The sequence below is a fragment of the Kitasatospora sp. NPDC051164 genome (assembly GCF_044455625.1).
GTDB lineage: Bacteria > Actinomycetota > Actinomycetes > Streptomycetales > Streptomycetaceae > Kitasatospora.
In genome coordinates this window covers 163,116-185,132 of record NZ_JBITFB010000020.1, presented here as the reverse complement: position 1 = coordinate 185,132, position 22,017 = coordinate 163,116, and the positions used below count along the sequence as shown (strand labels likewise).

General features: G+C 73.3%; 24 protein-coding genes and 2 pseudogenes. 16 read left to right on the top strand and 10 right to left on the bottom strand.

Annotated features, from left to right (window positions below; translation table 11 throughout):
* Window positions 1-49 precede the first annotated feature (49 nt).
* Entirely contained in the window at window positions 50-1,456 is a 1,407-nt protein-coding gene (locus ACIBEC_RS28665; protein WP_360497709.1) for a PQQ-binding-like beta-propeller repeat protein, read from the bottom strand.
* Window positions 1,457-1,790: 334 nt separating this feature from the next.
* Between ACIBEC_RS28665 and ACIBEC_RS28660 the strand changes: the two genes are divergently transcribed.
* Window positions 1,791-2,273 (top strand): hypothetical protein, encoded by a 483-nt coding sequence (locus ACIBEC_RS28660; protein WP_360497706.1) that lies wholly within the window; start codon window positions 1,791-1,793, stop codon window positions 2,271-2,273.
* Between the two features lie 86 nt (window positions 2,274-2,359).
* Here ACIBEC_RS28660 and ACIBEC_RS28655 read toward each other — a convergent pair.
* Window positions 2,360-2,623 (bottom strand): annotated as a pseudogene (locus ACIBEC_RS28655) (helix-turn-helix domain-containing protein); the annotation flags it as partial.
* Between the two features lie 25 nt (window positions 2,624-2,648).
* Here ACIBEC_RS28655 and tnpA point away from each other — a divergent pair.
* The gene (gene tnpA, locus ACIBEC_RS28650; protein ID WP_360497703.1) at window positions 2,649-3,065 is read left to right on the top strand and encodes an IS200/IS605 family transposase; all 417 of its coding nucleotides are present in this window, start codon (window positions 2,649-2,651) and stop codon (window positions 3,063-3,065) included.
* Window positions 3,066-3,256: 191 nt separating this feature from the next.
* On the opposite strand, the gene ACIBEC_RS28645 is transcribed toward tnpA, so the two are convergent.
* Together ACIBEC_RS28645 and ACIBEC_RS28640 are read right to left on the bottom strand one after the other, a co-directional pair.
* Entirely contained in the window at window positions 3,257-3,466 is a 210-nt protein-coding gene (locus ACIBEC_RS28645; protein ID WP_360497700.1) for a DUF397 domain-containing protein, read from the bottom strand.
* Window positions 3,451-4,290, bottom strand: coding sequence for a helix-turn-helix transcriptional regulator (locus tag ACIBEC_RS28640; RefSeq protein WP_360497698.1), 840 nt, complete (start codon window positions 4,288-4,290; stop codon window positions 3,451-3,453). Before ACIBEC_RS28640 ends, ACIBEC_RS28645 begins: the two co-directional genes overlap by 16 nt.
* A gap of 117 nt (window positions 4,291-4,407) precedes the next feature.
* Here ACIBEC_RS28640 and ACIBEC_RS28635 point away from each other — a divergent pair, with 117 nt between their 5' ends.
* The 3 genes from ACIBEC_RS28635 (at window position 4,408) to ACIBEC_RS28625 (ending at window position 5,402) form a co-directional block, all read left to right on the top strand.
* Window positions 4,408-4,614: a hypothetical protein gene (locus ACIBEC_RS28635; protein ID WP_360497695.1), complete on the top strand. Its 207-nt coding sequence runs from the start codon at window positions 4,408-4,410 to the stop codon at window positions 4,612-4,614.
* Window positions 4,611-4,859: a hypothetical protein gene (locus tag ACIBEC_RS28630; protein WP_360497692.1), complete on the top strand. Its 249-nt coding sequence runs from the start codon at window positions 4,611-4,613 to the stop codon at window positions 4,857-4,859. The genes ACIBEC_RS28635 and ACIBEC_RS28630 overlap by 4 nt, the downstream gene beginning before the upstream one ends.
* 75 nt (window positions 4,860-4,934) lie before the next feature.
* On the top strand, window positions 4,935-5,402 hold the full coding sequence (locus ACIBEC_RS28625) for an NUDIX hydrolase (RefSeq protein ID WP_360497689.1): 468 nt from the start codon (window positions 4,935-4,937) through the stop codon (window positions 5,400-5,402).
* Window positions 5,403-5,480: 78 nt separating this feature from the next.
* Here the strand turns inward: ACIBEC_RS28625 and ACIBEC_RS28620 are convergent, their stop codons facing one another.
* The gene (locus ACIBEC_RS28620) at window positions 5,481-6,059 is read right to left on the bottom strand and encodes a TetR/AcrR family transcriptional regulator (protein WP_360497686.1); all 579 of its coding nucleotides are present in this window, start codon (window positions 6,057-6,059) and stop codon (window positions 5,481-5,483) included.
* 90 nt (window positions 6,060-6,149) lie between these two features.
* Between ACIBEC_RS28620 and ACIBEC_RS28615 the strand changes: the two genes are divergently transcribed.
* Window positions 6,150-6,596: a DUF1772 domain-containing protein gene (locus tag ACIBEC_RS28615; RefSeq protein WP_360497683.1), complete on the top strand. Its 447-nt coding sequence runs from the start codon at window positions 6,150-6,152 to the stop codon at window positions 6,594-6,596.
* Between the two features lie 277 nt (window positions 6,597-6,873).
* Here the strand turns inward: ACIBEC_RS28615 and sigJ are convergent, their stop codons facing one another.
* Entirely contained in the window at window positions 6,874-7,848 is a 975-nt protein-coding gene (gene sigJ, locus ACIBEC_RS28610; protein ID WP_360497680.1) for an RNA polymerase sigma factor SigJ, read from the bottom strand.
* Between the two features lie 127 nt (window positions 7,849-7,975).
* Between sigJ and ACIBEC_RS28605 the strand changes: the two genes are divergently transcribed.
* From ACIBEC_RS28605 to ACIBEC_RS28595, 3 genes are all read left to right on the top strand, one after another.
* Complete coding sequence (locus ACIBEC_RS28605) at window positions 7,976-8,455, top strand: carboxymuconolactone decarboxylase family protein (RefSeq protein ID WP_360497677.1); 480 nt, start codon at window positions 7,976-7,978, stop codon at window positions 8,453-8,455.
* Window positions 8,456-8,517: 62 nt separating this feature from the next.
* The gene (locus ACIBEC_RS28600; RefSeq protein ID WP_360497674.1) at window positions 8,518-8,997 is read left to right on the top strand and encodes a carboxymuconolactone decarboxylase family protein; all 480 of its coding nucleotides are present in this window, start codon (window positions 8,518-8,520) and stop codon (window positions 8,995-8,997) included.
* A 187-nt stretch (window positions 8,998-9,184) separates the two neighbouring features.
* Window positions 9,185-9,703, top strand: a complete 519-nt coding sequence (locus ACIBEC_RS28595) for a histidine phosphatase family protein (protein WP_360497671.1) — start codon at window positions 9,185-9,187, stop codon at window positions 9,701-9,703.
* Between the two features lie 78 nt (window positions 9,704-9,781).
* On the opposite strand, the gene ACIBEC_RS28590 is transcribed toward ACIBEC_RS28595, so the two are convergent.
* Complete coding sequence (locus tag ACIBEC_RS28590) at window positions 9,782-10,459, bottom strand: histone deacetylase (protein WP_396289165.1); 678 nt, start codon at window positions 10,457-10,459, stop codon at window positions 9,782-9,784.
* 439 nt (window positions 10,460-10,898) lie between these two features.
* Between ACIBEC_RS28590 and ACIBEC_RS28585 the strand changes: the two genes are divergently transcribed.
* The 3 genes from ACIBEC_RS28585 to ACIBEC_RS28575 all read left to right on the top strand — a co-directional run bounded on the left by ACIBEC_RS28585 (window position 10,899) and on the right by ACIBEC_RS28575 (window position 16,233).
* Window positions 10,899-14,888 carry a Pls/PosA family non-ribosomal peptide synthetase gene (locus ACIBEC_RS28585; protein ID WP_360497668.1) on the top strand — a complete coding sequence of 1,330 codons (3,990 nt, stop codon included), beginning with the start codon at window positions 10,899-10,901 and terminating at the stop codon, window positions 14,886-14,888.
* A 113-nt stretch (window positions 14,889-15,001) separates the two neighbouring features.
* Complete coding sequence (locus ACIBEC_RS28580) at window positions 15,002-15,262, top strand: DUF4287 domain-containing protein (protein WP_360497665.1); 261 nt, start codon at window positions 15,002-15,004, stop codon at window positions 15,260-15,262.
* A gap of 191 nt (window positions 15,263-15,453) precedes the next feature.
* Entirely contained in the window at window positions 15,454-16,233 is a 780-nt protein-coding gene (locus ACIBEC_RS28575; protein ID WP_360497662.1) for an SDR family oxidoreductase, read from the top strand.
* 89 nt (window positions 16,234-16,322) lie between these two features.
* On the opposite strand, the gene ACIBEC_RS28570 is transcribed toward ACIBEC_RS28575, so the two are convergent.
* Window positions 16,323-16,895, bottom strand: a complete 573-nt coding sequence (locus ACIBEC_RS28570) for a helix-turn-helix domain-containing protein (protein WP_360497659.1) — start codon at window positions 16,893-16,895, stop codon at window positions 16,323-16,325.
* A gap of 126 nt (window positions 16,896-17,021) precedes the next feature.
* Here ACIBEC_RS28570 and ACIBEC_RS28565 point away from each other — a divergent pair, with 126 nt between their 5' ends.
* Both ACIBEC_RS28565 and ACIBEC_RS28560 read left to right on the top strand, forming a co-directional pair.
* Window positions 17,022-17,462, top strand: a complete 441-nt coding sequence (locus ACIBEC_RS28565; RefSeq protein ID WP_360497656.1) for a nuclear transport factor 2 family protein — start codon at window positions 17,022-17,024, stop codon at window positions 17,460-17,462.
* 287 nt (window positions 17,463-17,749) lie between these two features.
* Window positions 17,750-18,391, top strand: coding sequence for a hypothetical protein (locus ACIBEC_RS28560; RefSeq protein WP_360497654.1), 642 nt, complete (start codon window positions 17,750-17,752; stop codon window positions 18,389-18,391).
* Between the two features lie 23 nt (window positions 18,392-18,414).
* Here ACIBEC_RS28560 and ACIBEC_RS28555 read toward each other — a convergent pair whose 3' ends face one another.
* Window positions 18,415-19,056 (bottom strand): flavin reductase family protein, encoded by a 642-nt coding sequence (locus tag ACIBEC_RS28555; protein ID WP_360497651.1) that lies wholly within the window; start codon window positions 19,054-19,056, stop codon window positions 18,415-18,417.
* Window positions 19,057-19,192: 136 nt separating this feature from the next.
* On the bottom strand, window positions 19,193-19,768 hold the full coding sequence (locus ACIBEC_RS28550) for a carbonic anhydrase (protein ID WP_360497810.1): 576 nt from the start codon (window positions 19,766-19,768) through the stop codon (window positions 19,193-19,195).
* 260 nt (window positions 19,769-20,028) lie between these two features.
* On the opposite strand from ACIBEC_RS28550, the gene ACIBEC_RS28545 reads away from it, so the two are divergent.
* Window positions 20,029-21,336 (top strand): deoxyribodipyrimidine photo-lyase, encoded by a 1,308-nt coding sequence (locus ACIBEC_RS28545; protein WP_360497807.1) that lies wholly within the window; start codon window positions 20,029-20,031, stop codon window positions 21,334-21,336.
* A 39-nt stretch (window positions 21,337-21,375) separates the two neighbouring features.
* A pseudogene (locus ACIBEC_RS28540) lies at window positions 21,376-21,730 on the top strand (RNA-guided endonuclease InsQ/TnpB family protein); the annotation flags it as partial.
* Window positions 21,731-22,017 lie beyond the last annotated feature (287 nt).

The following is a 22,017-nucleotide window of genomic DNA, read 5'->3' as shown; positions in this document are numbered from 1 at the left end:
GCCTGCACCCCCTCCGCCCCCCGCGCCTGCGCCCCAAACGCCCGGGCCGTCAGGCCGACGGCAGCGCCCCCAGGGCGTGCAGGCCGGTGCGGCTGCCCCGGAAGACCGCCGAACCGGCCGCGGCCAGGAACACCCTGGTGTACTCGGTGTCCCCCTTGAGCCGCTCCGGCTCGTCCCGCCAGCGCGGCCGCCCCGTCGCGAGGTCGAACGCGAACAGCCGGTCGTCGTTCGTCCCCACGTAGGCGGTGCCGTCGGCGGCCGTCATCGAACTCATCCCGCGCCCCAGGCCCACGGGCACGCCGGCCGTCCAGCGGGTGTCGCCGGTGTCCGCGTCCAGCACCGTCAGCCGGTTCCCGCCGAGCAGGCAGACCGTCCGGTCGGCGACCGACAGCGGGCCCGCCACGGGCAGCCGCCCGCGCTGCCACCGCACCTGACCGGTCGCCGCGTCCAGCGCGAAGACGGCCGCGGAATTCTGCACCGGACCGTTCTGCTTGACGTAGACGGCGCCCCGGTCGACGACCGGACGGTCACCGAGACCACCGACCGCGTCCTGCGCCCAGCGCCGCTCACCGGTGCCCGCGTCGAACGCGAACAGCCCGCCGTACCGGCCCGCCGCGTACACGGTGTCCCCGGCCAGCGCCAGGACCCCCGACGCGCCCGGGTCACTGCTCCAGCGCACCGCGCCGGTGGCCGCGTCGTAGCAGCGCAGCGAGGACCCGTGGGCCGCGAACACCCGGCCGCCGCCGACCACCGGATCCTGGTCCCACGCGTCCTCGGCCCAGTCCGGCAGCGCCGCCTCCCAGCGCAGCTCGCCCGACGCCGCGTCGAGCACGTGCACACCGCTCGTGGAGACCACGCACACCACGCCGTCCCCCGCGGCCAGCCGCCACCCGCCCGAGGTGTCCAACTGCCAGACGCCCAAGTGGTCGACGGGCGCGGCCGCCCCGACCACCCGGCTCCAGCGCACCGCGCCGGTCCGCGGATCGAGCGAGCGCACACTGCCGTCGTACCCCGAGGCGAACAGCCCCTGCTGCTCCCCGGCGGGCAGCACGACCCGCCCGCCCATGCCGGGCGAGCTCCACAGCCGCGGGCCGCGCACGTCGTCCCGGCGCGCCCACCAGCCGATCCCGCCGGCGACGGCGAGCGCGCCGAGGCCCCCGGCGGCGCTGAGCAGCAGCCTCCTGCGGTCGATCCGGGGAGGAGTCGCGGACGGGGACGGTTCGTTCTGCATGGCGTCGGTCTTCACATCGATCATGACTTCGGGTACGGACCTGCGGTTCCCGCAGGTCGGGCGGTCGGTCGGTCGGGCGGTTGTGCGGAGGGGCGACCAGGAGGCGGTCCAGCCGTTGTGGTCGGGGGTGCCGAGGGTCCGGATGTGCTCGCCGTCGGCGTCGTCGAAGGAGTCGGTGGCGATCTTGAACTCGTGGCCGTTCGGGCGGATCCCGAACAGCGTCACCTTCTCGTTGCTCTGGAGGCGCTGGTGGTGGCGGCGGTGAGGCCGACAGCGGAGATCAGGCCGGCGGCCGGCAGCAGGCCGGTCGCCCGGACGGAACGGGGGGCAGCGGACACGGGATCCTCCGGAGGTCGTGGAACGGCAGGGATGCGACGCGCGCCCCCATCCGCTCAACGGCCCCTCCCTGCACTCAGGTTCACCATGCGCATGCCAGAGGGGAAGGGGAGCGGGAAGTCGGCCGGGCCGACTTCCCACTCAACCGGCCCAAGCCCAAACGCGTGCGACCGGACACCCCGGCCTGGCATCATGACCCCCATGACCACCTGCCGAAAGGCCCATGCCGCGTAACCGGCCGCGCGCCCTGCGCGCCGAAGGAACAACCCGAGGCCCGTCCCCCCGCTCCCGGGACTGCGCCCCACCGTCGCGCATCCACGGACTCTCCACCCGCACCAGCCTGGCCGTCCACCGCCTCGAGGAGCGCTGCGACAGCTTCTACCTCCACCCCGGCGCCACCGACCGGGCACTACGGCGCTACCGCACATTCCTGCACCCACCGGGCCGGCGCCCGCTCTACCCGCAGGAGTCGATGTGCCCCTCGTGCCCGGGCTGCGCCTTCGACGACGTCCGGCACGCCCGCGACGTGCTGGACGCCGTCCTGGAACGACTGCCGCCCCGCCCCCGTACCGAACTCGCCCGCCTCGTCAGGCCCCTGGACGTGGCGCTCCACCGCCGCACCCTGCCCGACCCCTTCGCCCACCGGCGCCCCTGGCGCGCCGAATACTGGTGGCACCGCCGCCTGGGCGACCCCGCACGGGGATGACAGCCGCGCCCCGCCGAACCCCTGGCGCCCCACGCGTGATCGGGTCTGCGGCGCCGGGTACCGGCCGATCAACCGATCAGCCGATGGTACGCGGTGTCCAGGTCCCGTAGGGACTGTTGCAGCACCACGGCCGAGACTTCCCCGAGCCACGTGCGCTCGGGAGTGGTCTTGGAGGCGGTGAGCTGCTTGCCCAGCTCGGCGGAGGTGACGAACGGAAGCCCAGTGGCGCGGGCGGTCTCACGGACGCGAAGCGCGTCGTTGTAGACCACCCGAGCACACCCGAACGCCCTTGCCAGCGCGGAACGCTGAGGCCCGTTCGGGTACACGCGGAAGCTGTACCTGAGCTGCACGGTGATCACCGTGACATGTTGGTTTATGGCTGAGTATCAGAACATTCGCACTGGTCGGCACTGCGCTTTCGTCTTGCATGCGCACTTGGTTTTCGTGACGAAGTACCGTCACAAGGTGTTCGCCGACCGGCACCTGACCAGGCTGGAAGAGATCATGCGGAGCGTCTGCCAGGACTTCGAAGTGGAGCTGGTCGAGTTCAACGGCGAGAACAACCACGTCCACCTGCTGGTGAACTTCCCGCCGAAGGTCGCCCTGTCCAAGCCGGTCAACAGCCTCAAGGGCGTCAGCTCCCGTCGGATGCGCCAGGAGTACCCCGAGCTGGTCAAGCACTACTGGCGGGCACAGCGCCTGTGGTCCGGTTCGTACTTCGCCGGATCAGTCGGCGGCGCGCCGCTGTCGATAGTCCGGCAGTACATCGAGCAGCAGAACCGCCCGGTATGACCGCCAGCGGTGAGCACCGTCAACAGCGCGGGAGGGTGCCCACCGCACAGGTCAGAGCAGGGCTCAGAATCGCTTCACCACCGGGCTGAAGCCCAGTGCACTGCGATTAGTCCCGGTAGCAGTCCGATCACGGCCCGCACTCGTTTTGGTTCGTAGTTGGCGTGCCCAAGTCGCTGATGTGGTAGGCGCGGTCAGCGGGTGTCGAACTCGCCGGTGCGGACGGCGGTGACGAAGGACTGCCAGGCGGAGGACGAGAAGACGAGGGCCGGGCCGGAGGGGTCCTTGGAGTCACGGACGGGCAGGATGCCGGTGAAGCCGTCGGCGACCTCGATGCACTGGCCGCCGCCCCCGCCGCTGTACGAACTCTTCCGCCAGGAAGCGTCCGTCAGGTCGACATCCATTCCAGGTCCCTCCTTGCCGCACGGATGAAAGCTCGCGATTCGGCCCGGCCAAGGGCCTCGATCGCTAGCCGATCGTAGCTCTTGACTAGCGCGGCAACCGACTTGGTATCGCGGTCGATGAAACCGCGCTGTTCAACCTCGCCGTAAGCGAGAACCTTGCGGTTCGGCATGGTAAGGAGAGCCGTCATGTGTGTGAACGGCCGGTCCTCGCCCAGGGAGAACGGCGCCACCTGGATGACCACGTTGCGGCGGGTGCTCAACTGCTCAAGGTGGAGAAGCTGTTCGACCATGACGTCTCGCCCACCGACGATCCTCCTGAGTGAGGCCTCGTCCAGCACCACGTGTACGAGTGGGGGAGAAGGCCGCTCCATGATCTTCTGTCGGCCAAGCCTGAATTCGATGCGCTCCTCGACCAGCTTGTCGCTGGTGTCCGTCTGCCTGGCGTAACCCATTTCGATGGCCGTTGCGTACGCCCGGGTCTGCAGGAGTCCGTTGATGACATCGATCTCGAAGATCCTGATCTGCTCCGCGAGGCCCTCGTAGCGCGCGTACTCCGGGAAGCCCTCCAGGATCGCGGCGCTCTTCAGCTGGAACCACATCAGCAGGAGGGTGCCGCCGGTGTCGAGCGCGAGGTCGGCGAGTTCGGCGAGCCTGCGACTCGGGGGTCGGTGCGCAAGTTCGATGTACGAGAGGTGCGAGGGGGAGCACTCCAGGAGCGGAGCCAGGTCCTCTTGGAGGAGGCCCTTCGCCTCTCGGAACTTGCGGAGCTGGATCCCGAAGGGTGCCCAGGGGCTGGACTCCGGGTCAACCTTCTTCTTGTTCATGGCAGTCCTCAACTTCTGGCCGGCCGAAGGCAAGTAGCAAGCCGCTTCCGATCGTAGGCGACGCTGCGCCACCATGTGCACAGAACGTGAAACTCCGATCGCAGAGGGTTCCCTTCCATGTCCGACGACAAGTCCCCCCGCCTCCACGGCTACGGCGTCCGCTTCGACCCCGCCACCCAGCTCTACCGGGTCCGCAACGAGATGACCGGCGAGTGGCTGCGTCAGCCCACCGGTGAGCTCACCGGGTTCACCTTCTTCACCGACGCCTACGACGCGTGGCGCGCCTTCGAGGTCCACCCGCGCCCGGGGGAGCCGGCGCGATGACCTCCGCCCTCTCCCGCGCGACCGCCGAGCAGCGCCGGCAGGCTGCCGCCGTCCTGGACGACCTGACCACCGTCCTCGCCCTCGGCGGGGTGAAGTGGCCCTCGATCGAGGTGGACTGGGAGTACGGCCGCCTCACCGGCACCTACCTGATCGACCTCGGTGTCGCCCGCCCGCTCGACCTGCTGCGCCTGCTCGACCTGCTGCGCAAGGGGCTGCGCTACGAGCGCCTCACGTATGACGACTGAACTCCTCGCCCACCTCGCGTGGTGGGCGTGCTTCTCTCTCGTGCTTCTCGCCGCCCTGAGAAAGTGAACTCCCTGATGCGTGACCCCCGTCTGCTCGCCAAGCCGCCCGTGTGCCGGCTCGGCTGCCTCGTCCTCGTCCGCAACCAGCGCGGTGAAGTCCTGCTGGTGGACCCGGACTACATGGACGGCATGATCCTGCCCGGCGGCGCCGCCCGTCCCAACGAGCCCCCGCACCTGGCCGCCGCCCGGCACCTGCACGCCGAGACCGGCCTGATCGTCCGTCTCACCGCTCTCGTCGCGGTCGACTTCACGCCCGCCGACCGCCACCTGGAGCGTCTCAACCTGGTCTTCGACGGCGGCACCGTCTCCGACGGCGTGCGCCTGACCGTCCCGCCGCAGAACAAGAGCGGCCTGCTCGGCGCGCGCTTCGTCCCCGCGAACGACCTGCCGGACTTCATGGCCCCCTCCCAGGCCGCCCGCGCCGCCGAGGCCCTCGTCAACCGGTCCCTGCCCGTCCTCCTCCACGGCCAGCGCGCCGACTGAACCCCGCAGCGCACCGCACCGCACCGCACCGCAGCGCGCAGGAAGTCGGCCCGGCCGTGTGCCCGCCGGGACGGTGCGTCAGAGCACGGCGAGCCGGTCCACCAGCAGTTGCGTCCTGCGCTCGGTCTCCTCCGGCGGCAGCCGTCCCGCCCTGGTCAGGGTCGCCAGCCCGTGCAGGGCCGCCCAGAACACCTCGGTGAACAGCCCCGGGTGGACGCCGTCCCCGGCGACCTCGCCGAGGCTCTCCAGCAGGGCGGCGAAAGCGTCCTTCAGCGGCTCCGGCGTGTCCTCCTGCGCGAACGCCAGGCCGCCGTCGAGCTGGAACATGGCGTCGTAGACCGCCGGGTTGCGTGCGGCGAAGTCGAGGTAGGCGCGGGCGAGGGCGGTGACCCGGGCGCGCGGGCCGTCCGCGGTGCGGGCCGCGGCCCGCACCGCCGCGGCCATGTCGGCGGCGCCTTCGAGGGCGACGGCGCCGATGATCTCGCGCTTGCCGCGGAAGTGGCTGTAGAGGACGGGCTGGCTGTATTCGATGCGCTCGGCGAGCCGGCGGGTGGTGACCGCGTCCCAGCCCTGCTGCTCGGCGAGTTCGCGGGCCGTGGCCACGATGAGGCGTTCGCGCTCCGCCCGTTCGCGCTGCTTTCGTTCCTGTACCGACATGGCTCGATCCTAGCACCGCTAGACAAGCGAGCGGCAGAAGGGCTAGCGTTGCCACATCAGCTATCAACGCTAGATCGCAGGAGGGTCATCATGCTCAACGCACTCGAGGTCTTCACCACCGTGGGCGTCGGCGTGATGGTGGGGGTGGAGTTCTCCGTCGCCTTCGTCATCAACCGGATCCTCAACGCCCTCCCGGAGGACAGCGGCCAACTCGGCCGCGCCCACGGGGGCCGGATGCTCGGCGCCGTGATGCCGGTCTGGTACATCACCTCGCTCGTCCTCGTCGCGGTCTGGGCCGTCGCCGGATGGCACCACCACGGCACCGGCCTCGTCGTCACCGCCGGCGCCCTGCTGGTCCTCAGCGTGATCATGTCGATCCTGCTGCTCGTCCCGATCAACAACCGGGGCAAGACGTGGACCCCCGAGAACCGGCCCGCCGACTGGAAGGAGCAGATGAACCGCTGGGACCGCTTCCACTACGCCCGCGTCGCCGTCCTCATCGCCGCCTTCACCCTCCTGGTCGCCGCCCTTGCCTGAACCCGCGGGAAGCCGCCGGGCCGTCAGCCGGCCATCAACCGCCCGCGCACAGCGCGTGCTCGGCTTCACCTCAGGGGCGATGGGGGGACGGTCCTGCGGCGGCGGCTCCCGGGAGGTCGCAAGAGGCGCCAACTGCCGTTTCCGATAAGGAAAACGATGGTTCTTTGGGGGGATCCTTCCCGGGGATCGGCCCCGACGCCGACCGGAGAGAGCAAGAAAGCAAGAGAGCAGTGGGAGCAGGAAGTCGGCCGGTCCGACTTCCTGCTCCCGGGCCCGGCTACTGCTTCGACAGCAGGCCGAGGTCCGACACCGGCCCGAGGTGGACGAGCTTGTCGGGGTTGGACACCGAGTGCAGCGCCCGGATCGCGCCGTCGGCGATGTCGAGCTCGATGACGCTGGTGATGCGCTCCTCGGCGTCGAACATGACCGCGCCGGGGCGGCCGTTGACCCACGCGGGCCGCACGGAGACGCCGCGTTGGCGGTTGCGGTCGAAGCCGAACATCAGCAGGCGGGCGACGCGCTCCAGGCCGCTGACCGACTTGCCGACCGCCCGGGCCTTGCCGCCGCCGTCACCGTGGAAGACGACGTCGGGTGCGAGCAGGTCCAGCAGCGCCTCCAGGTCGCCGCCCTCGGCGACCTGGAAGAAGCGGCGGGCGAGTTCGTCGCCCTCCGCGCGCCGTTCCGGGGCGGGCACCGGGGCGGGCCGGGTGTCGGCGCCCGGTGCCAGGTGCCTGCGGGCCCGGGCGAAGATCTGACGGCAGTTCGCCTCGGACTTGCCGGTCATCTCCGCGACCTCCGGGTAGCCGTACCCGAAGGCCTCGCGCAGCAGGAACACCGCCCGCTCGACGGGGGAGAGGGCCTCCAGCATCAGCAGGAAGGCCATTGACAGGGTGTCGGCCAGCTCGGCGTGCTCGGCCGGGCCGCCGGGGCGCTCCGCGAAGGCGACCACCGGCTCGGGCAGCCACTCGCCGACGTAGGTCTCGCGCCGCACCCGGGCAGACTTCAGGTGGTTGATGCCCAGGCGGGTGACCGTCGTGGCCAGGTACGCCTTCGGGTCGGCGACCGCGGTGCCCGCCCGGTCGGCGCGGGTCAGGCCGAGGAAGGTGTCCTGGACGAGGTCCTCGGCGTCGCCGACCGAGCCCGTCATCCCGTAGGCGATGGAGAACAGCAGCGGCCGGTATCCGGCCGCCTCCGCCACGCCCGCCGAACCCACCGATCCTGCCGAGCCTGCCGAACCCGCCGATTCCGCCATGGAACCCCTCCCTCCCCGGCACCGCCCCGCACCGGGGTGGCGCACGTCACATCCGGGCCGTGTCACAGGCCGCCCGGGTGCCCTGTCTCAAAGGGCACCAGCGGACAACGTACCGAGGAGCCACACCATGGAAGCCCGCCTGAACCCCTTCGCCAGCCCGGTCATGGGCAAGGTCTTCAAGCATCTCGTCGCCGCGAACCAGGCACTGCTGGAGTCCACCCTGCCGGTCGCCACCCAGGAGCTGGTGAAGCTGCGCGCCAGCCAGATCAACGGCTGCGGCTACTGCGTCGACATGCACTTCAAGGACGCCGTCCACGCCGGGGAGGAGGCGACCCGGCTGAACCTGGTGGCGGCGTGGCGCGAGGCCACCGTGTTCACCGACGCCGAGCGGGCCGCCCTGGAGCTGGCGGAGGAGGGCACCCGGCTCGCCGACGCGGCGGGCGGGGGCGGCGACGAGGTGTGGGAGAACGCCGCCAAGCACTACGACGAGGAGCAGCTCGCCGCGCTGGTCAGCCTCATCGCGGTGATCAACGCCTTCAACCGCGGCAACGTCATGACCCGCCAGCCCGCCGGCGGCTACCAGCCCGGCATGCACCACCGCCTCTGACGCGCCCGCACCGCATCGACGGCACAGCACCGACCGCATCGCATCGCCCCGAGGAGCACACCATGGAAGCCCGCCTGAACCCCTTCGCCAGCCCGGTCATGGGCAAGGTCCTCAAGCACCTCATCGCCGCGAGCCGGCTCATCACCGACTCGGTCCTGCCGTACACCACCCAGGAGCTGGTGCGGCTGCGCGCCAGCCAGATCAACGGCTGCGGCGCCTGCATCGACATGCACGTCAAGGAGGCCGTCCACGCCGGGGAGGACCCGGCGCGCCTCAACCTGGTCGTCGCCTGGCGCGAGGCCACCGTGTTCACCGACGCCGAGCGGGCCGCCCTGGAGCTGGCGGAGGAGGGCACCCGGCTCGCCGACGCGGCGGGCGGGGTCGGCGACGAGGTGTGGGAGAACGCCGCCAAGCACTACGACGAGGAGCAGCTCGCCGCGCTGGTGTGCGTGATCGCGGTGATCAACGCCTTCAACCGCGCCAACGTGATGCTCCGTCAGCCCGGCGGCGGCTACGAGGCCGGCATGCACCACCACCTCTGACCCGGACGGGGCGTACGGCCGGACCGGTTTGGCCGGGATCCGGCGCTCCGTCACCCGCACGGGTGAACCCTGCCGGTGTGTCCCGGCCAACGGGCGGTCGGCACGGGGTGGTTGCGCGGTCGGGCTGCCACGATCTTGGCTGTCGCGTCCGTACGGGAGGGCCCGTGCGGGGGAGAGGGAGGAACCCATGTCCGAGGAAATGCCGCGCCGCATCGTCCTGGTCCGTCACGCCAAGGCCGAGTGGTCCGATACGGACGACCACGAGCGTCCCCTCGCCGAGCGGGGCCGCAAGGACGCGCCGGTGCTGGGCCGCTGGCTCGCCGGCACCGGTGTCACCCCCGACCTCGCGCTCGTCTCGACCGCCACGCGGACCCGGGAGACCTGGAAGCTCGCCTCCGCCGAACTGCCGGTCAGGCCGAGGAGCGTCTTCGAGGACCGCCTTTACGAGGCGAGCCTCGGGGAGATGATCGCGATCCTCAACGAGGTCTCCGACGAGGTCCAGGACCTGGTCGTCGTCGGCCACAACCCCGGCGTCCACGCGCTGGCCGATGCCCTGGCGGGCGAGGCCGACGGCGACCTGCCGGCCCGGATGAACCGCTCCGGCTTTCCGACGGCCGCCGCCGCGGTGCTGACGTTCCAGGGCGACTGGAAGAGCGTCGAGCATGGTGTCGCCCGGTTGGTCGCCTTCTGGGTGCCCCACGCCTGAGAGCCACGCCTGAGAGCCACACCTGAAGCCACGCCGGAGAGTCACGCCCGAGGCCCGGGCCTGACACCCGGGTTCCCGTCACCCCAGCAGTGCCGCCACCGCCCCCGGTGTCCAGTGCCCCTGCGCGCCTGGGCGGGTGGCGAGGTAGCCGGCGGTGCGCCAGGGGCCCCAGGTGTGGGACTCGGCCAGCCCCGCGCCGAGGGTGCGCAGGTAGGCGGCGGCGGGGGCGGCCAGTTCGGCGCCGGCCACGCCCCAGGGGGCGGTGAAGGTGAGCAGCGGGTGCCCGTCGAGTTGGCCGACGTGCAGCAGGGTCTCGTACCGGCCCGGGCCCAGTTCGGCGCGTCCGTGGGCGAGTACCCGGTCGAGGTCGAGGTCGGGGCCGGGGGAGCGGCGCATCTCCTGGGCGGCGATGTCGCTGAACTGCCCGGCCGTCAACAGGTATGCCCGGCACGGGACTTCGCCGCGTACCGAGGGGTCGTAGAAGGCCGATCCGCCGCCCCAGGTCGGTGACCGCCCGGCGAAGTACAGCGTGCCCGCCAGTGCGGTCGCGACCGACCGGCGTGCGGGGCTGTGGTCGCGGCAGCCGGGGTAGGTGCGCGCTCCGCCGTTCGGGCGGCCTCCGCGCAGGTAGCAGGTGAGGCGGGCGGCGTGCAGGTTCGAGCCGTAGGCCACGTACCAGACGAGGCCTGTGCCGTTCAGGCCGGGAGCCTGCCCGGCCCCGCGCCCGCTTTCGGCCCCGTTGGCGGCCCCGCTCACGGCTCGCTCACCGGACGGGCCCGCTGTGACGGCGGTGGAAGCCTTCCGCAGGACGTGTGAATCGGGTGAAAAGGCTGATGATCCGACCAAATCCCCCCGATTCGGTAGCTCGCTACCGGTACGGTGCCGAACGCCATGGTGTTCGTCACTCCGTCCTCTCCCGTTGCGCCGCCGCCACCGTCCGGCGGCTACCCTTCACCAGCGAAAACGCCCGAAAAGCACCGAACGACATTCGATTCATGCGCTGCCGGCCCCGTGCGGCATCGATGATGAGAATTTCCTTTGACCGCACCATCACTGCATCCAGCGGACTCCCGGCCGAGTCATGGTGAGTGGGCGCGCCCGCCGGTGACCTCAGTGTCACCTCCCGTCACCCCCGACACAGCCCCAACAGCCCGAACGCGCCCTCAGAACCACGGAGCCGAGGAAACAAACCCCCATGGACGCACGCCACGACCCGGCCGGCCCCGGCACGCTGCACCGCCCGCACCCGGGCCCCGCGTCCGGCTGGCCGGTGGCCCAGCCCGCCCACCCCCGCAGCCTGCTCGACGTCATCGCCGCCACCGCCGACGCCCACCCCGAGGCGCCCGCGCTCGACACCGGCGACACCGTCCTCGGCTACCGCGCCCTGCTGCACGAGGTCGACGCCCTCGCCGGGCAGCTGGCCGGCCACGGCATCGGCCAGGGCGACCGGGTCGGCGTGCGCATCCCCTCCGGCACCGCCGACCTGTACGTCGCCATCCTCGCCGTGCTGCGCTGCGGCGCCGCCTACGTGCCGGTGGACGCCGACGATCCCGACGAACGCGCCGAGATGATCTGGCAGGACGCCGCCGTCTGCGCCGTCATCGGCGCCGGCGCCCGCCTGTACGCCGGGCCCGCCGCCCGGCCCGGCGGGCGCCCCGCCTGGCCCACGCCGGCCGACGACGCCTGGATCATCTTCACCTCCGGCACCACCGGCCGCCCCAAGGGCGTGGCCGTCACCCACCGCAGTGCCGCCGCCTTCGCCGACGCCGAGGCCCGCCTCTTCCTGCAGGCCCGGCCCCTGGGCCCCGGCGACCGAGTCCTCGCCGGCCTCTCGGTGGCTTTCGACGCCTCCTGCGAGGAGATGTGGCTGGCCTGGCGCCACGGCGCCTGCCTGGTCCCCGCCCCCCGCTCCCTGGTCAAGGCCGGCACCGACCTCGGCCCCTGGCTCGTGGAGCGCCGCATCACCGCGATCTCCACCGTCCCCACCCTGCTCGCCCTGTGGCCGCAGGAGTGCCTGGACGGCGTGCGCCTGATCATCGTCGGCGGCGAGGCCTGCCCCGCCGAACTCGTCGAGCGCCTCGCCACCGACGGCCGCGAGTTCTGGAACACCTACGGCCCCACCGAGACCACCGTCGTCGCCACCGCCGCCCGCATGCTGCCCGGCGAGCCCGTACGCATCGGCGCGCCCCTGGACGGCTGGGAGATCGCCGTCGTCGACCGGGCCGGCCACCCCGTGCCCTGGTACGGGACCGGCGAACTGCTCATCACCGGCGTCGGCACCGCCCGCTACCTCGACCCCGCCAAGGACGCCGAGAAGTTCAGCGCCCACCCCGCCCTCGCCTCACCCCGCGTCTACCGCAGCGGCGACCTGGTCCGCAACGACCCCGAAGGCCTGGTCTTCCTCGGCCGCGCCGACGACCAGGTCAAACTCGGCGGCCGCCGCATCGAACTCGGCGAGATCGACGCCGCCCTGCAAGCCCTGCCGGGCATCAGGGCCGCGGCCGCCGCCGTCCGCAAGACCCCGGCCGGCGCCGACCTGCTCGTCGGCTACCTCGTCGCCCAGCCCGCCGCCGCCCCCGACCTCGCCGCCGCCCGCCGCCAGCTCCTCGAACGCCTGCCCGCCCCGCTGGTGCCCGTCCTCGCACTCGTCGACTCCCTGCCCACCCGCACCTCCGGCAAGGTCGACCGAGGCGCCCTGCCCTGGCCCCTCGCCACCACCACCGGCACCGCCGACCGCCCCGCCGAGACCCTCGACGGCACCGCCGGCTGGCTCGCCGGACACTGGGAACGCCTGCTCGGCACCGCCCCCGGCCGCGCCGACGACTTCTTCGCCCTCGGCGGCTCCAGCCTCACCGCCGCCCGCCTCGTCTCCGACCTGCGCACCCGCCACGGCGGCGTCTCCGTCGCCGACCTGTACGCCCACCCCGTCCTCGGCGACCTCGCCGCCTACCTGGACTCCCTCACGGCAGCACCCGAGAACGCCACCCCCGCCGCCGCGGACAACCGGCGCACCGTACGCCGCACCCCCCGCAGCGCCGCCCTGTGGCAGACCCTTGTGCTCCTCGCCATGTTCACCCTCGCCGGACTGCGCTGGATCCTCGTCCTGATCGCCCTCGACAACCTCACCGGCAAGCACCTCGCCTGGGCCCCGCACAGCTCCTGGTGGCCCGTCGCCGCCGGCCTCGCCCTCCTCTACAGCGCCCCCGGCCGCACCCTGCTCGCCGCCACCGGCGCCCGCGCCCTCACCGCCGGCATCCGCCCCGGCAGCCACCCCCGCGGCGGCCACGTCCACCTGCGGCTGTGGGCCGCCGAACGCTACACCGCCATGTTCGCCACCGCCGCCCTCGCCGGCACCCCCTGGGCCGCGCGCTACGCCCGCGCCCTCGGCTGCCGCGTCGGCCGCGGCGTACGCCTGCACACCCTGCCCCCCGTCACCGGCCTCGCCCGCCTCGGCGCCCACAGCTCCCTCGAACCCGAAGCCGACCTCGCCGGCTGGTGGCTCGACGGCGACACCCTCCACCTCGGCCGCATCGACGTCGGCGAAGGCGCCCGCGTCGGCCACCGTGCCACCCTCATGCCCGGCGCCCGCGTCGGCGCCCGCGCCGAGATCGCCCCCGGCTCCTGCGTCACCGGCACCGTCCCGCCCGGCGAACACTGGCACGGCTCCCCGGCCCGCCCCACCACCGAACCCCTCGCCGACTGGCCCCCCGCCGCAACCCCGGCCCGCCGCGCCTGGAACCCCTGGAACCTCGCCTACGGCGCCGGCTTCGCCATCCTCGGCCTCGTCCCGATCATCTCCGCGCTGCCCGCGCTGCTCATCGTCTACCCGATGATCGACACCGACCACACCCTGACCGCCGCCCTCGTCCAACTCCTGCCCGCCACCGTCCCCCTCGCCGCCCTCACCCTCCTGTGCCACGCCGCCCTCATGGCGCTGCTCGTCCGGGTCCTGTCCCTGCCGCTACGCCCCGGCTTCCACCCCGCCGGCGGCCGCGTCGCCTTCTGCGCCTGGGCCGTCACCCGCCTCAGCGACACCGCCCGCCGCACCCTCTTCCCCTTCTACGCCAGCCTCTTCACCCCCGTGTGGCTGCGTCTGCTCGGCGCCCGCGTCGGGCGCCGCGTCGAAGCCTCCACCGTGCTCGCCCTGCCCGGCCTGATGCGCGTCGACGACGGCGCCTTCCTCGCCGACGACACCCTCATCGCCCCCTACGAACTGCGCGGCGGCTGGCTCCACCTCGGCCCCTCCCGCGTCGGACGCCGCTCCTTCGTCGGCAACTCCGGCATCGTCGGCCCCGACCGCCACCTGCCCGACAACTCCCTCGTCGGCGTCCTGTCCGACACCCCCGCCCACGCCCCCGAAGGCACCTCCTGGCTCGGCCGCCCCGCCTTCGCCCTGCCCCGCGTCGCCGACACCGGCACCGAAGGCCGCACCTACGACCCGCCCCGGCGCCTGATGTGGGCCCGCGCCGGCGTCGAAGTCTGCCGCCTGCTGCCCGTCGTCCTCGCCGCCCTGCTCGGCGACCTCGTCCTCGCCGTCCTGCAGGAACTGCGCGACGCCTACGGGCTGGGCACCGCCCTCGCCGGCGCCGGACTCGTCCTGACCGGCGCCGCCGTCATCGCCTGCGCCGTCACCACCGCCGCCAAATGGCTGCTCGTCGGACGCTTCCGCGTCGCCGAACACCCCCTGTGGTCCTCGTTCGTGTGGCGCAACGAGCTCTACGACACCTTCGTCGAGGAACTCGCCATGCCCTTCGGCGGCTCCACCATCACCGGCACCCCCTACCTGAACGTGTGGCTGCGCAGCCTCGGCGCCCGCATCGGACGCGGCGTGTGGTGCGAGACCCACTGGCTGCCCGAAAGCGACCTCGTCACCGTCGACGCCGGCGCCAGCGTCAACCGCGGCACCGTCCTGCAGACCCACCTCTTCCACGACCGCGTCATGCGCCTGGGCCCCGTCCACCTCGGCGCCGGCTCCACCACCGGCCCGCACACCATCGTCCTGCTCAACTCCTCCCTCGGCGCCAACACCACCGTCGGGCCCGCCTCCCTCGTCATGCGCGGCGAGAACGTCCCCGGCGCCACCCGCTGGCTCGGCAACCCCGTCGCCGCGTGGAACACCGACCCCACCCCGCCCGCCGGGCGCCGGGCCGGACGCGGCAGACGGCGGGCCCCGGCGGCGGTGTGACGCTGATCACTTCCGCCGGCCGATGAGTTCGCGGTGCGGTCACGGTCATAACCCGTGACCGCACCGCTTTTTCGTTGCCCGACTTCGTTGCCCGACCGAGAGGAACCACGCTCATGACCGCCACCCCCGTGAAGACCGCCGCCGCCAAGCCGGCCGCCGAGCCGGCCGCCGCGAAGGGCAACCCCGCCTCCTACTTCCCCTCCATCGAGAAGAAGCACGGCCGCCCCATCGAGGAGTGGAAGGACCTCATCCGCACCTCCCCCCTCACCAAGCACATGGAACTCGTCGCCTGGCTCAAGACCGACCACGGCCTGGGCCACGGCCACGCCAACGCCCTCGTCGCCCACACCCTCGCCGAGCAGACCCGTCCCTGAGCCGTCCCTGAGCCGTCCCCGGCCTTTCGCCGCCCCGGTCCCGCCCGGGCCGCGGCCCGCACTGTGGCCGGCCCTGCGGCAGTACCGAGACTGATCCCGGACGCGTTCCGCCCTTTGACGGCGCGGAACTTCGGGTTGTACTGGAGATCGGTCCCGGACTCGGCCGGGGCGGCACGAAGGGAGAGACGATCGTGGGGGAACTGGACGGCAGGACCGCTCTGGTGACAGGCGGCTCGCGCGGGATCGGGCGCGCGGTCGCCGTGCGGCTCGCGGCCGAGGGGGCGCTGGTCGCGGTCCACTACGGCGGCAACGAAGCGGCCGCCGCGCAGACCGTGGCGCTGATCGGCGAGGCCGGGGGCCGGGCGTTCGCGGTACCGGCCAGGTTCGGCGAGAGCGGCGCGGTGGACTCGCTGTTCGAGGGGCTCACCGCCGGGCTGGCGGACCACGGCGCGGACGGTCTGGACATCCTGGTCAACAACGCGGGCATCCACGCGGCCGCTTCGATCGGGCAGCTCACCGAGGAGAAGTGGGAACGGCTCCTGGCGGTCAACGTGAGCGCGCCCGTCTTCGTGGTCCAGCGGGCGCTGCCGCTGCTGCGGGACGGCGGACGGATCGTCAACGTGGGCTCGGCGGCCACCCGGATCGCCAATCCCTTCCAGATCGGCTACACCGTCACCAAGGCGGCGCTGGCCGCCCTCGGCCCCTCGCTCGCCAACGAACTGGGCCGGCGCGGGATCACGGTGAACACGGTCGAACCCGGGGTGGTGCTGACCGACATGACCGTCGGGTGGACCGTCGCTCCCGAGGCGGTGGCCGGACTCGAGTCGATCACCGCGCTCGGGCGGATCGGCCGGCCGGAGGACGTCGCGGACGTGGTGGGCTTCCTGGCGGGCCCCCAGGGGCGCTGGGTGACCGGCCAGGTCATCGACGTCTCCGGCGGCACCTACCTCGGCCCGATCACGGGCGGGTGATCCACCCGGAACCCGGGGCCTCCCTCCTCGCGATGCGTGACGGACCCCGGAAGTAGGAGACCGGCAGCTCGCGGTCGGGCCGCGCCGGGTCAGTGCGTCCGCAGCCCGGCGAAGACCACGTCGAAGACCCGTTCGCGGGCCGCCGGATCGGCCGCGAGCTGCTCCGCCGCCGTACCGACGCCGACGAGCAGCGCGATCAGCTCCGGCAGGCCCACCTCGGGGCGCACGGCCCCCACCCGCTGCGCGCCGTCCAGGAGTTCGGACAGCTGGGCGCGCATCAGCTCGCTGGACTCCCGCAGGCAGGCGTGCACGTCGATGCCGGCTTCGGTGAGGGCTCGGGTGAACTCCTGTTTGCCGGCGGACTGTTCGACGACCAGGCGGAAGCAGGCGAAGAAGGCCTCGGCGGGTTCGGTCTCGGCGGCGAGCCGGGCGGTGCGGTCGGTGATCGTCTGCAGCCGGCGGACCATGACGGCTTCCAGCAGCGCTTCCTTGGTGGGGAAGTGGCGGAAGAGGGTGCCGATGCCGACGCCGGCGGCGCGGGCGATCTCCTCGGTGGGCACGCCGACGCCGCGGGTGGTGAACACCTCGGTGGCGGCGTCGAGGAGCCTGGCCCGGTTGCGGGCCGCGTCCGCGCGCAGGGGCCGTTCCGGGGCGCCGCTCATCCCGCTCGTCTCCCTCCTCTCCGCGGCGATCGCGGATGTACCCATGGACAACCGGAGTGGTCAGTCCGTATCGTTCAAAGCGGAGTCGCTGGTCCGATTCCAGCGGCGCGATCCTGGGGGTTGATCATGTCCGAAACACCGTCTCCGCGCGAGGTCTTCCTCGAACTGCTGGCAGGCATCACCGGGGGGAGGTTCTCGGAGCTGGCCCGGCTCTACGCCGAGGACGCGGTGGTGGAGACCGTGTTCGCGCCGGTCGAGCCGCGCGTCTTCGCGGGGCGGGCCGTCATCGCCGAGCGGTTCGCGCAGGTCGGCGCGCACCTGACGCTGGACCTGCGGGCGAAGAACGTGGTGGTCCGGGAGACCGAGGATCCGGAGGTGGTCGTCGCGCAGTTCGACTACCAGGCGCACCACCGGGACACCGGGCGGGACTTCGAGGTCGCCAACGTCCTGGTGCTGCGGGTCCGCGACGGCCTGATCGTCCACAGCCGGGACTACCACGACCACCTGGCCCTCGCCGTCGCCGGCGGCAACCTGCCCCAGCTGGTGGCGGCCCTGGAAGGGAACTAGCGCAACGGTGGACCCGGGGGCCGGGGCCGCCGACGGCGCGATCGGATGAAGGCGGCCCCGGCCCCGGGTACGGTTTCCGTACGGGCGGGGCATCGACCGCGGATGCCCGTACGGCTGCGGTCGGGTGCCATTCGACAACTTCAACAGCACTTGAAGTCAAGTCCTGGGCCCCGGCCCCGCCCCGCGACGGCCCGCCCCCGCCAGCCCGCGGCGCTCCGCAGCCCGGTAGCCTCGCACACGGCGAGGGCCTGCTGGGCCGTGCACAGACGACGAACAGGGGCGGGCGGATGACGGAGCAGCAGCGCGGCTACTGGCGGGTGTCGGACGATTCGGCGGTCGGCGCCACCCAGGCGCACATCGTGTGGACCCGGGCGGCCTACCCGGCCCTGGTGGAGGTGGCGCGCCACTACCACGCGGTGATCACCTACGCGGACCTGGCCGAGGCGGTCCAGGAGGCCTCCGGGGTGCGCACCCGGGTCCAGCAGCGGCACTGGATCGGCAAGGTGCTGTCCCTGGTGATCCTGGAGGCGCACCGGCGCGGGGACCCGCCGCTGACGGCACTGGTGGTGAACGCGGCGGACGGCAAGGTCGGCGCCGGCTACCAGGAGGTGCTGGCGGTGGCCGGGCAGCCGCCGGTGACCGCGGAGATGGACCGCGAGCAGCACGCTGCCGCCGCCCGCCTGGCCTGCTACCGGCACTTCGGCGCCGACCTGCCCGCCGACGGCGGCACGCCCGCCCTCGCCCCGCGCCTGCAGGCGTCGGTGGAGCGCAAGGCGGCCAAGCCGGCCGTCAAGCCGGGCGCCAAAGCGGGCGTCAAGCCGGCCGCCGCCGCGGCCGTGCCGCGCCCTCCGGCGATCTGCCCGACCTGCTTCCTGGAACTGCCGGCGACGCGGGTGTGCGACTCCTGCGGGGCGACCATCGAACCGTGACCCGCGGCTGCGGCGGGCGGCGGTCACACGGTGGCGGCGGCGGGCAGGCGTCCGGGCATCCGCCAGCCCTCGGCGAGGCGGGAGGGGGACAGCCGCTTGCCGTCGCCGAAGAACTCGCAGAACTTCATGATCAGCGGGTCCCAGCCGAGCGGGTCGACGTAGTGGTCGCTGCCGGGCACGATCAGGCTCTCCTCGACGTGGGCGCGCACGACCGTCACCTCGAAGGCGGTGCACCGGTCGTTGCCCGCCAGCGGCGTCGCCGCCTCCAGCCGGCACTCCAGCTGCACCGGGCACTCGGCGGCGCGCGGCGCCCGGACCAGCTCGCCCGCCAGCTCGGTCATCCCGGCCGCCGCGAACTTGCCCCGCTCGTGGCGGTAGCCCTGCTCCCGCCGCATCTCGCTGATGTGCGGGTTCGCCGTCAGCAGCGCGAGGGCGTCCACGGCGTCCACCTGCGCCGAGGAGGGCAGGTTGAGCACGCACTCGCCCTCGCGCCGCAGGTTGACGGAGGTCTGGGAACTGTTGCCCAGGCCCAGCACGCAGGACTGCCCCAGCCACCACGCCGAGGACATCGGCGCGAGGTTGGCACTGCCGTCCTCGTTGCGCGAGCCGATCAGCACCACCGGGGTGCCGAAGTACAGGACCTTGAGGTCGGTGACCTTGTGCACGGGATTGCCGTCCTTGGAAGAGGGAGAGAGGGAACCGCTGTCGGCCACCGACTCTGCCCTCGCCCGGACGGGGGCGCTGGCGGCGATCGGACATCCAGTTCCCGCCGCCCCGCCCCCGGGCCGCCGCCCCGGGCCGTCAGTCCACCGGCCCCCGGGCGGCGACCTGACGGGCCTGGCCGTCCCGCAGCCGGTAGGACAGGCCCACCACGGCCACCGTGCCCTCGGCGACCCTGGCGGCGAGCGCCTGGGAACGCTCCACCAGCAGGTCCACGGTCTGGCGGATGTGCTCGTCCACGATCGCGTCCCGGTCCTCGATGCCCGCCGCCTTGGCGGACAGCACGCTCGGGGTCACCCGCTCCACCACGTCACGCACGAAGCCGCCCGGCAGCTGCCCCTGCTCCAGGGAGTCCAGCGCCGCCGCCACCGCACCGCAGGAGTCGTGCCCCAGCACCACCACCAGCGGGCACTCCAGCACGCTCACCCCGTACTCGATGCTGCCCAGCGCCTCCGCCCCGGTGACGTGCCCGGCGGTGCGCACCACGAACAGGTCGCCCAGGCCCTGGTCGAAGATGATCTCGGCGGCCAGCCGGGAGTCCGAACAGCCGAACAGCACCGCGAAGGGCCGCTGCGCCGGGGCGAGCGCGGCCCGGCGCCCGGCGTCCTGGTTGGGGTGCTGGGGGCTGCCCGCGACGAACCGGGCGTTGCCCTCCATCAGCACCCGCAGCGCCTGGCGGGGGTCGGTCACCGGGTCGGCCGTCGGGTCGGGGACGGAGACCGGGACGGAGGCGGACACCGGCGTGGCGCCGGACACCGGCGTGCGGTCGGATATCGGTGTGGGGATCATGCCAGCACCCTAGAACGCCGCAGGTGGGCCCCGCAGCCGGGGGGTTGACGTCGCACCCCCGCGGGCACGGCGTGTCCCGGGCGCCGGACGGCGGCCCCCGCCATAGTCGACCCATGCCCACGGCCCCGATGAGCACCGCCGTCGTCCTGTTCACCCAGGACCTGCGCCTGCACGACAACCCCGCCCTGCACGCCGCCCGCACCGGCGCCGACCAGGTCCTGCCACTGTTCGTCCTCGACCCCGCCGTCGAGCGGGCCGGCTTCGCCGCGCCCAACCGGCGGGCCTTCCTCGCCGACAGCCTCGCCGACCTCGACCGGGCCCTGCGCGCGGCCGGCTCCCGGCTGGTCCTGCGCCACGGCGACCCCGCCGAACAGGCTGCCCGCGTCGCCGCCGAATGCGGCGCCGGCGCCGTCCACACCGCCGCCGGCGTCTCCGCCTTCGCCACCCGCCGCGAAGCCGCGCTGCGCCGCGCGCTGGGCGACAGGCTGCACCTGCACGACGGGCTCACCGTCGTCCCCGCCGGCGCCCTCACCCCGGCCGGACGCGACCACTACGCGGTCTTCACCCCGTACCTGCGCGCCTGGCAGCAGGCCCCACGCCGCCCCCTGCTGCCCGCCCCGCGCACCCTCGCCACCCCCGACGGCCCGCACGGCGACCCGCTGCCCGCCGCCCCCGCCGGCACCTCCCCGGGCCTGCCGCCCGGCGGCGAACGCGCCGCCCGCCGCCGGCTGCGCGCCTGGAACCCGGGCGACTACGACCGCCTGCACGACGACCTCGCCGCCGACGCCACCTCCCGCCTCTCGCCCTACCTGCACTTCGGCTGCCTGTCCGCCGCCGAACTCGCCCACCGCGCCGCCGAACACGGCGGACCCGGCGCCGACGCCCTGGTCCGCCAGCTCGCCTGGCGCGACTTCCACCACCAGGTCCTGGCGGCCCGCCCCGACGCCGCCCACGCCGACTACCGCCCCCGCGGCACCCGGTGGCACCACGACGAGGAGGAACTGCGGGCCTGGCGCGAGGGCCGCACCGGCTACCCGATCGTCGACGCGGGCATGCGCCAGCTCGCCCACGAAGGCTGGATGCACAACCGCGCCCGCCTGCTCACCGCCTCCTTCCTCACCAAGACCCTGCGCCACGACTGGCGCCCCGGCGCCGCCCACTTCCTCCACCTCCTCGTCGACGGCGACCTCGCCAACAACCAGCTCAACTGGCAGTGGATCGCCGGCACCGGCAACGACACCCGCCCCAACCGGGTCCTCAACCCCCTGCGCCAGGCCGAGCGCTACGACCCCGACGGCGCCTACGTGCGCCGCTGGCTGCCCGAACTCGCCCACCTCCCCGGCCGTACCGTCCACCGCCCCTGGACCCTGGACGAACCCCTCGACTACCCCGCCCCCCTGGTGCCCCCGGACGCCCTGACCGCCCGCATGCCCTGACCGCCCGCATGCCCTGACCGCCCGCAGGCACGACACCGGCTGCCGGCCGTCCCGACCTCGGTCACGGTGACCAAGGACGCCGCGGACCGGTACTGGGCGTCGTTCGTTGTCGACACGGCCCCGGGCATCCTGCCCGAGCTGGACACCGACCGGGATCGATCTCGGACTCACCCACTTCGCGGTCCTCTCGGACGGGAAGAAGATCGACGCGCCGAAGTTCCTGCGCCGGGCGGAGCGGAAACTGAAGCGACTGCAGAAGGCTCTGAGCCGCTGTGCGAAGGGCAGCAACAACCGGGCGAAGGCCCGGAAGAAGGTCGCGCGCCAGCACGCCCGGGTGGCCGACCGGCGCAGGGAATGGCACCACAGGGAATCCACGCGACTCGTGCGCGACAACACCACCACACCCGCCACCCACACCGAGACGGCCACCGTCTGCGCGACCGTGCCCAGCCCCGCCAGCAGCGCGGGCAGGAACACCAGCAGCAGCACCAGCCGGGCACTGGTACCACTGGCCGCCTGCGCCAGCAGCACGACCGCCGTCGCCGCCGGCACCTGCCCCAGCACCACCGCCCGGTGGCCGGGCGCCCGCGGGACGGTGCCGTTGGTCCCCACCCCGCCGCCCTCTCCGCCGTCCGCCGCGCCCCGGTCCTCGCCCGACTGTCCCCCCAGGGTGGTCGGCCC

Coding starts and splice junctions, on each gene's coding strand:
- ACIBEC_RS28660 (WP_360497706.1), top strand. CDS start 1,791: ATGCCGCGTAACCGGCCGCGCGCCCTGCGCGCCGAAGGAACAACCCGA.
- tnpA (WP_360497703.1), top strand. CDS start 2,649: ATGGCTGAGTATCAGAACATTCGCACTGGTCGGCACTGCGCTTTCGTC.
- ACIBEC_RS28645 (WP_360497700.1), bottom strand. CDS start 3,466: ATGGATGTCGACCTGACGGACGCTTCCTGGCGGAAGAGTTCGTACAGC.
- ACIBEC_RS28640 (WP_360497698.1), bottom strand. CDS start 4,290: ATGAACAAGAAGAAGGTTGACCCGGAGTCCAGCCCCTGGGCACCCTTC.
- ACIBEC_RS28635 (WP_360497695.1), top strand. CDS start 4,408: ATGTCCGACGACAAGTCCCCCCGCCTCCACGGCTACGGCGTCCGCTTC.
- ACIBEC_RS28630 (WP_360497692.1), top strand. CDS start 4,611: ATGACCTCCGCCCTCTCCCGCGCGACCGCCGAGCAGCGCCGGCAGGCT.
- ACIBEC_RS28625 (WP_360497689.1), top strand. CDS start 4,935: ATGCGTGACCCCCGTCTGCTCGCCAAGCCGCCCGTGTGCCGGCTCGGC.
- ACIBEC_RS28620 (WP_360497686.1), bottom strand. CDS start 6,059: ATGTCGGTACAGGAACGAAAGCAGCGCGAACGGGCGGAGCGCGAACGC.
- ACIBEC_RS28615 (WP_360497683.1), top strand. CDS start 6,150: ATGCTCAACGCACTCGAGGTCTTCACCACCGTGGGCGTCGGCGTGATG.
- sigJ (WP_360497680.1), bottom strand. CDS start 7,848: ATGGCGGAATCGGCGGGTTCGGCAGGCTCGGCAGGATCGGTGGGTTCG.
- ACIBEC_RS28605 (WP_360497677.1), top strand. CDS start 7,976: ATGGAAGCCCGCCTGAACCCCTTCGCCAGCCCGGTCATGGGCAAGGTC.
- ACIBEC_RS28600 (WP_360497674.1), top strand. CDS start 8,518: ATGGAAGCCCGCCTGAACCCCTTCGCCAGCCCGGTCATGGGCAAGGTC.
- ACIBEC_RS28595 (WP_360497671.1), top strand. CDS start 9,185: ATGTCCGAGGAAATGCCGCGCCGCATCGTCCTGGTCCGTCACGCCAAG.
- ACIBEC_RS28585 (WP_360497668.1), top strand. CDS start 10,899: ATGGACGCACGCCACGACCCGGCCGGCCCCGGCACGCTGCACCGCCCG.
- ACIBEC_RS28580 (WP_360497665.1), top strand. CDS start 15,002: ATGACCGCCACCCCCGTGAAGACCGCCGCCGCCAAGCCGGCCGCCGAG.
- ACIBEC_RS28570 (WP_360497659.1), bottom strand. CDS start 16,895: ATGAGCGGCGCCCCGGAACGGCCCCTGCGCGCGGACGCGGCCCGCAAC.
- ACIBEC_RS28565 (WP_360497656.1), top strand. CDS start 17,022: ATGTCCGAAACACCGTCTCCGCGCGAGGTCTTCCTCGAACTGCTGGCA.
- ACIBEC_RS28560 (WP_360497654.1), top strand. CDS start 17,750: ATGACGGAGCAGCAGCGCGGCTACTGGCGGGTGTCGGACGATTCGGCG.
- ACIBEC_RS28550 (WP_360497810.1), bottom strand. CDS start 19,768: ATGGAGGGCAACGCCCGGTTCGTCGCGGGCAGCCCCCAGCACCCCAAC.
- ACIBEC_RS28545 (WP_360497807.1), top strand. CDS start 20,029: ATGAGCACCGCCGTCGTCCTGTTCACCCAGGACCTGCGCCTGCACGAC.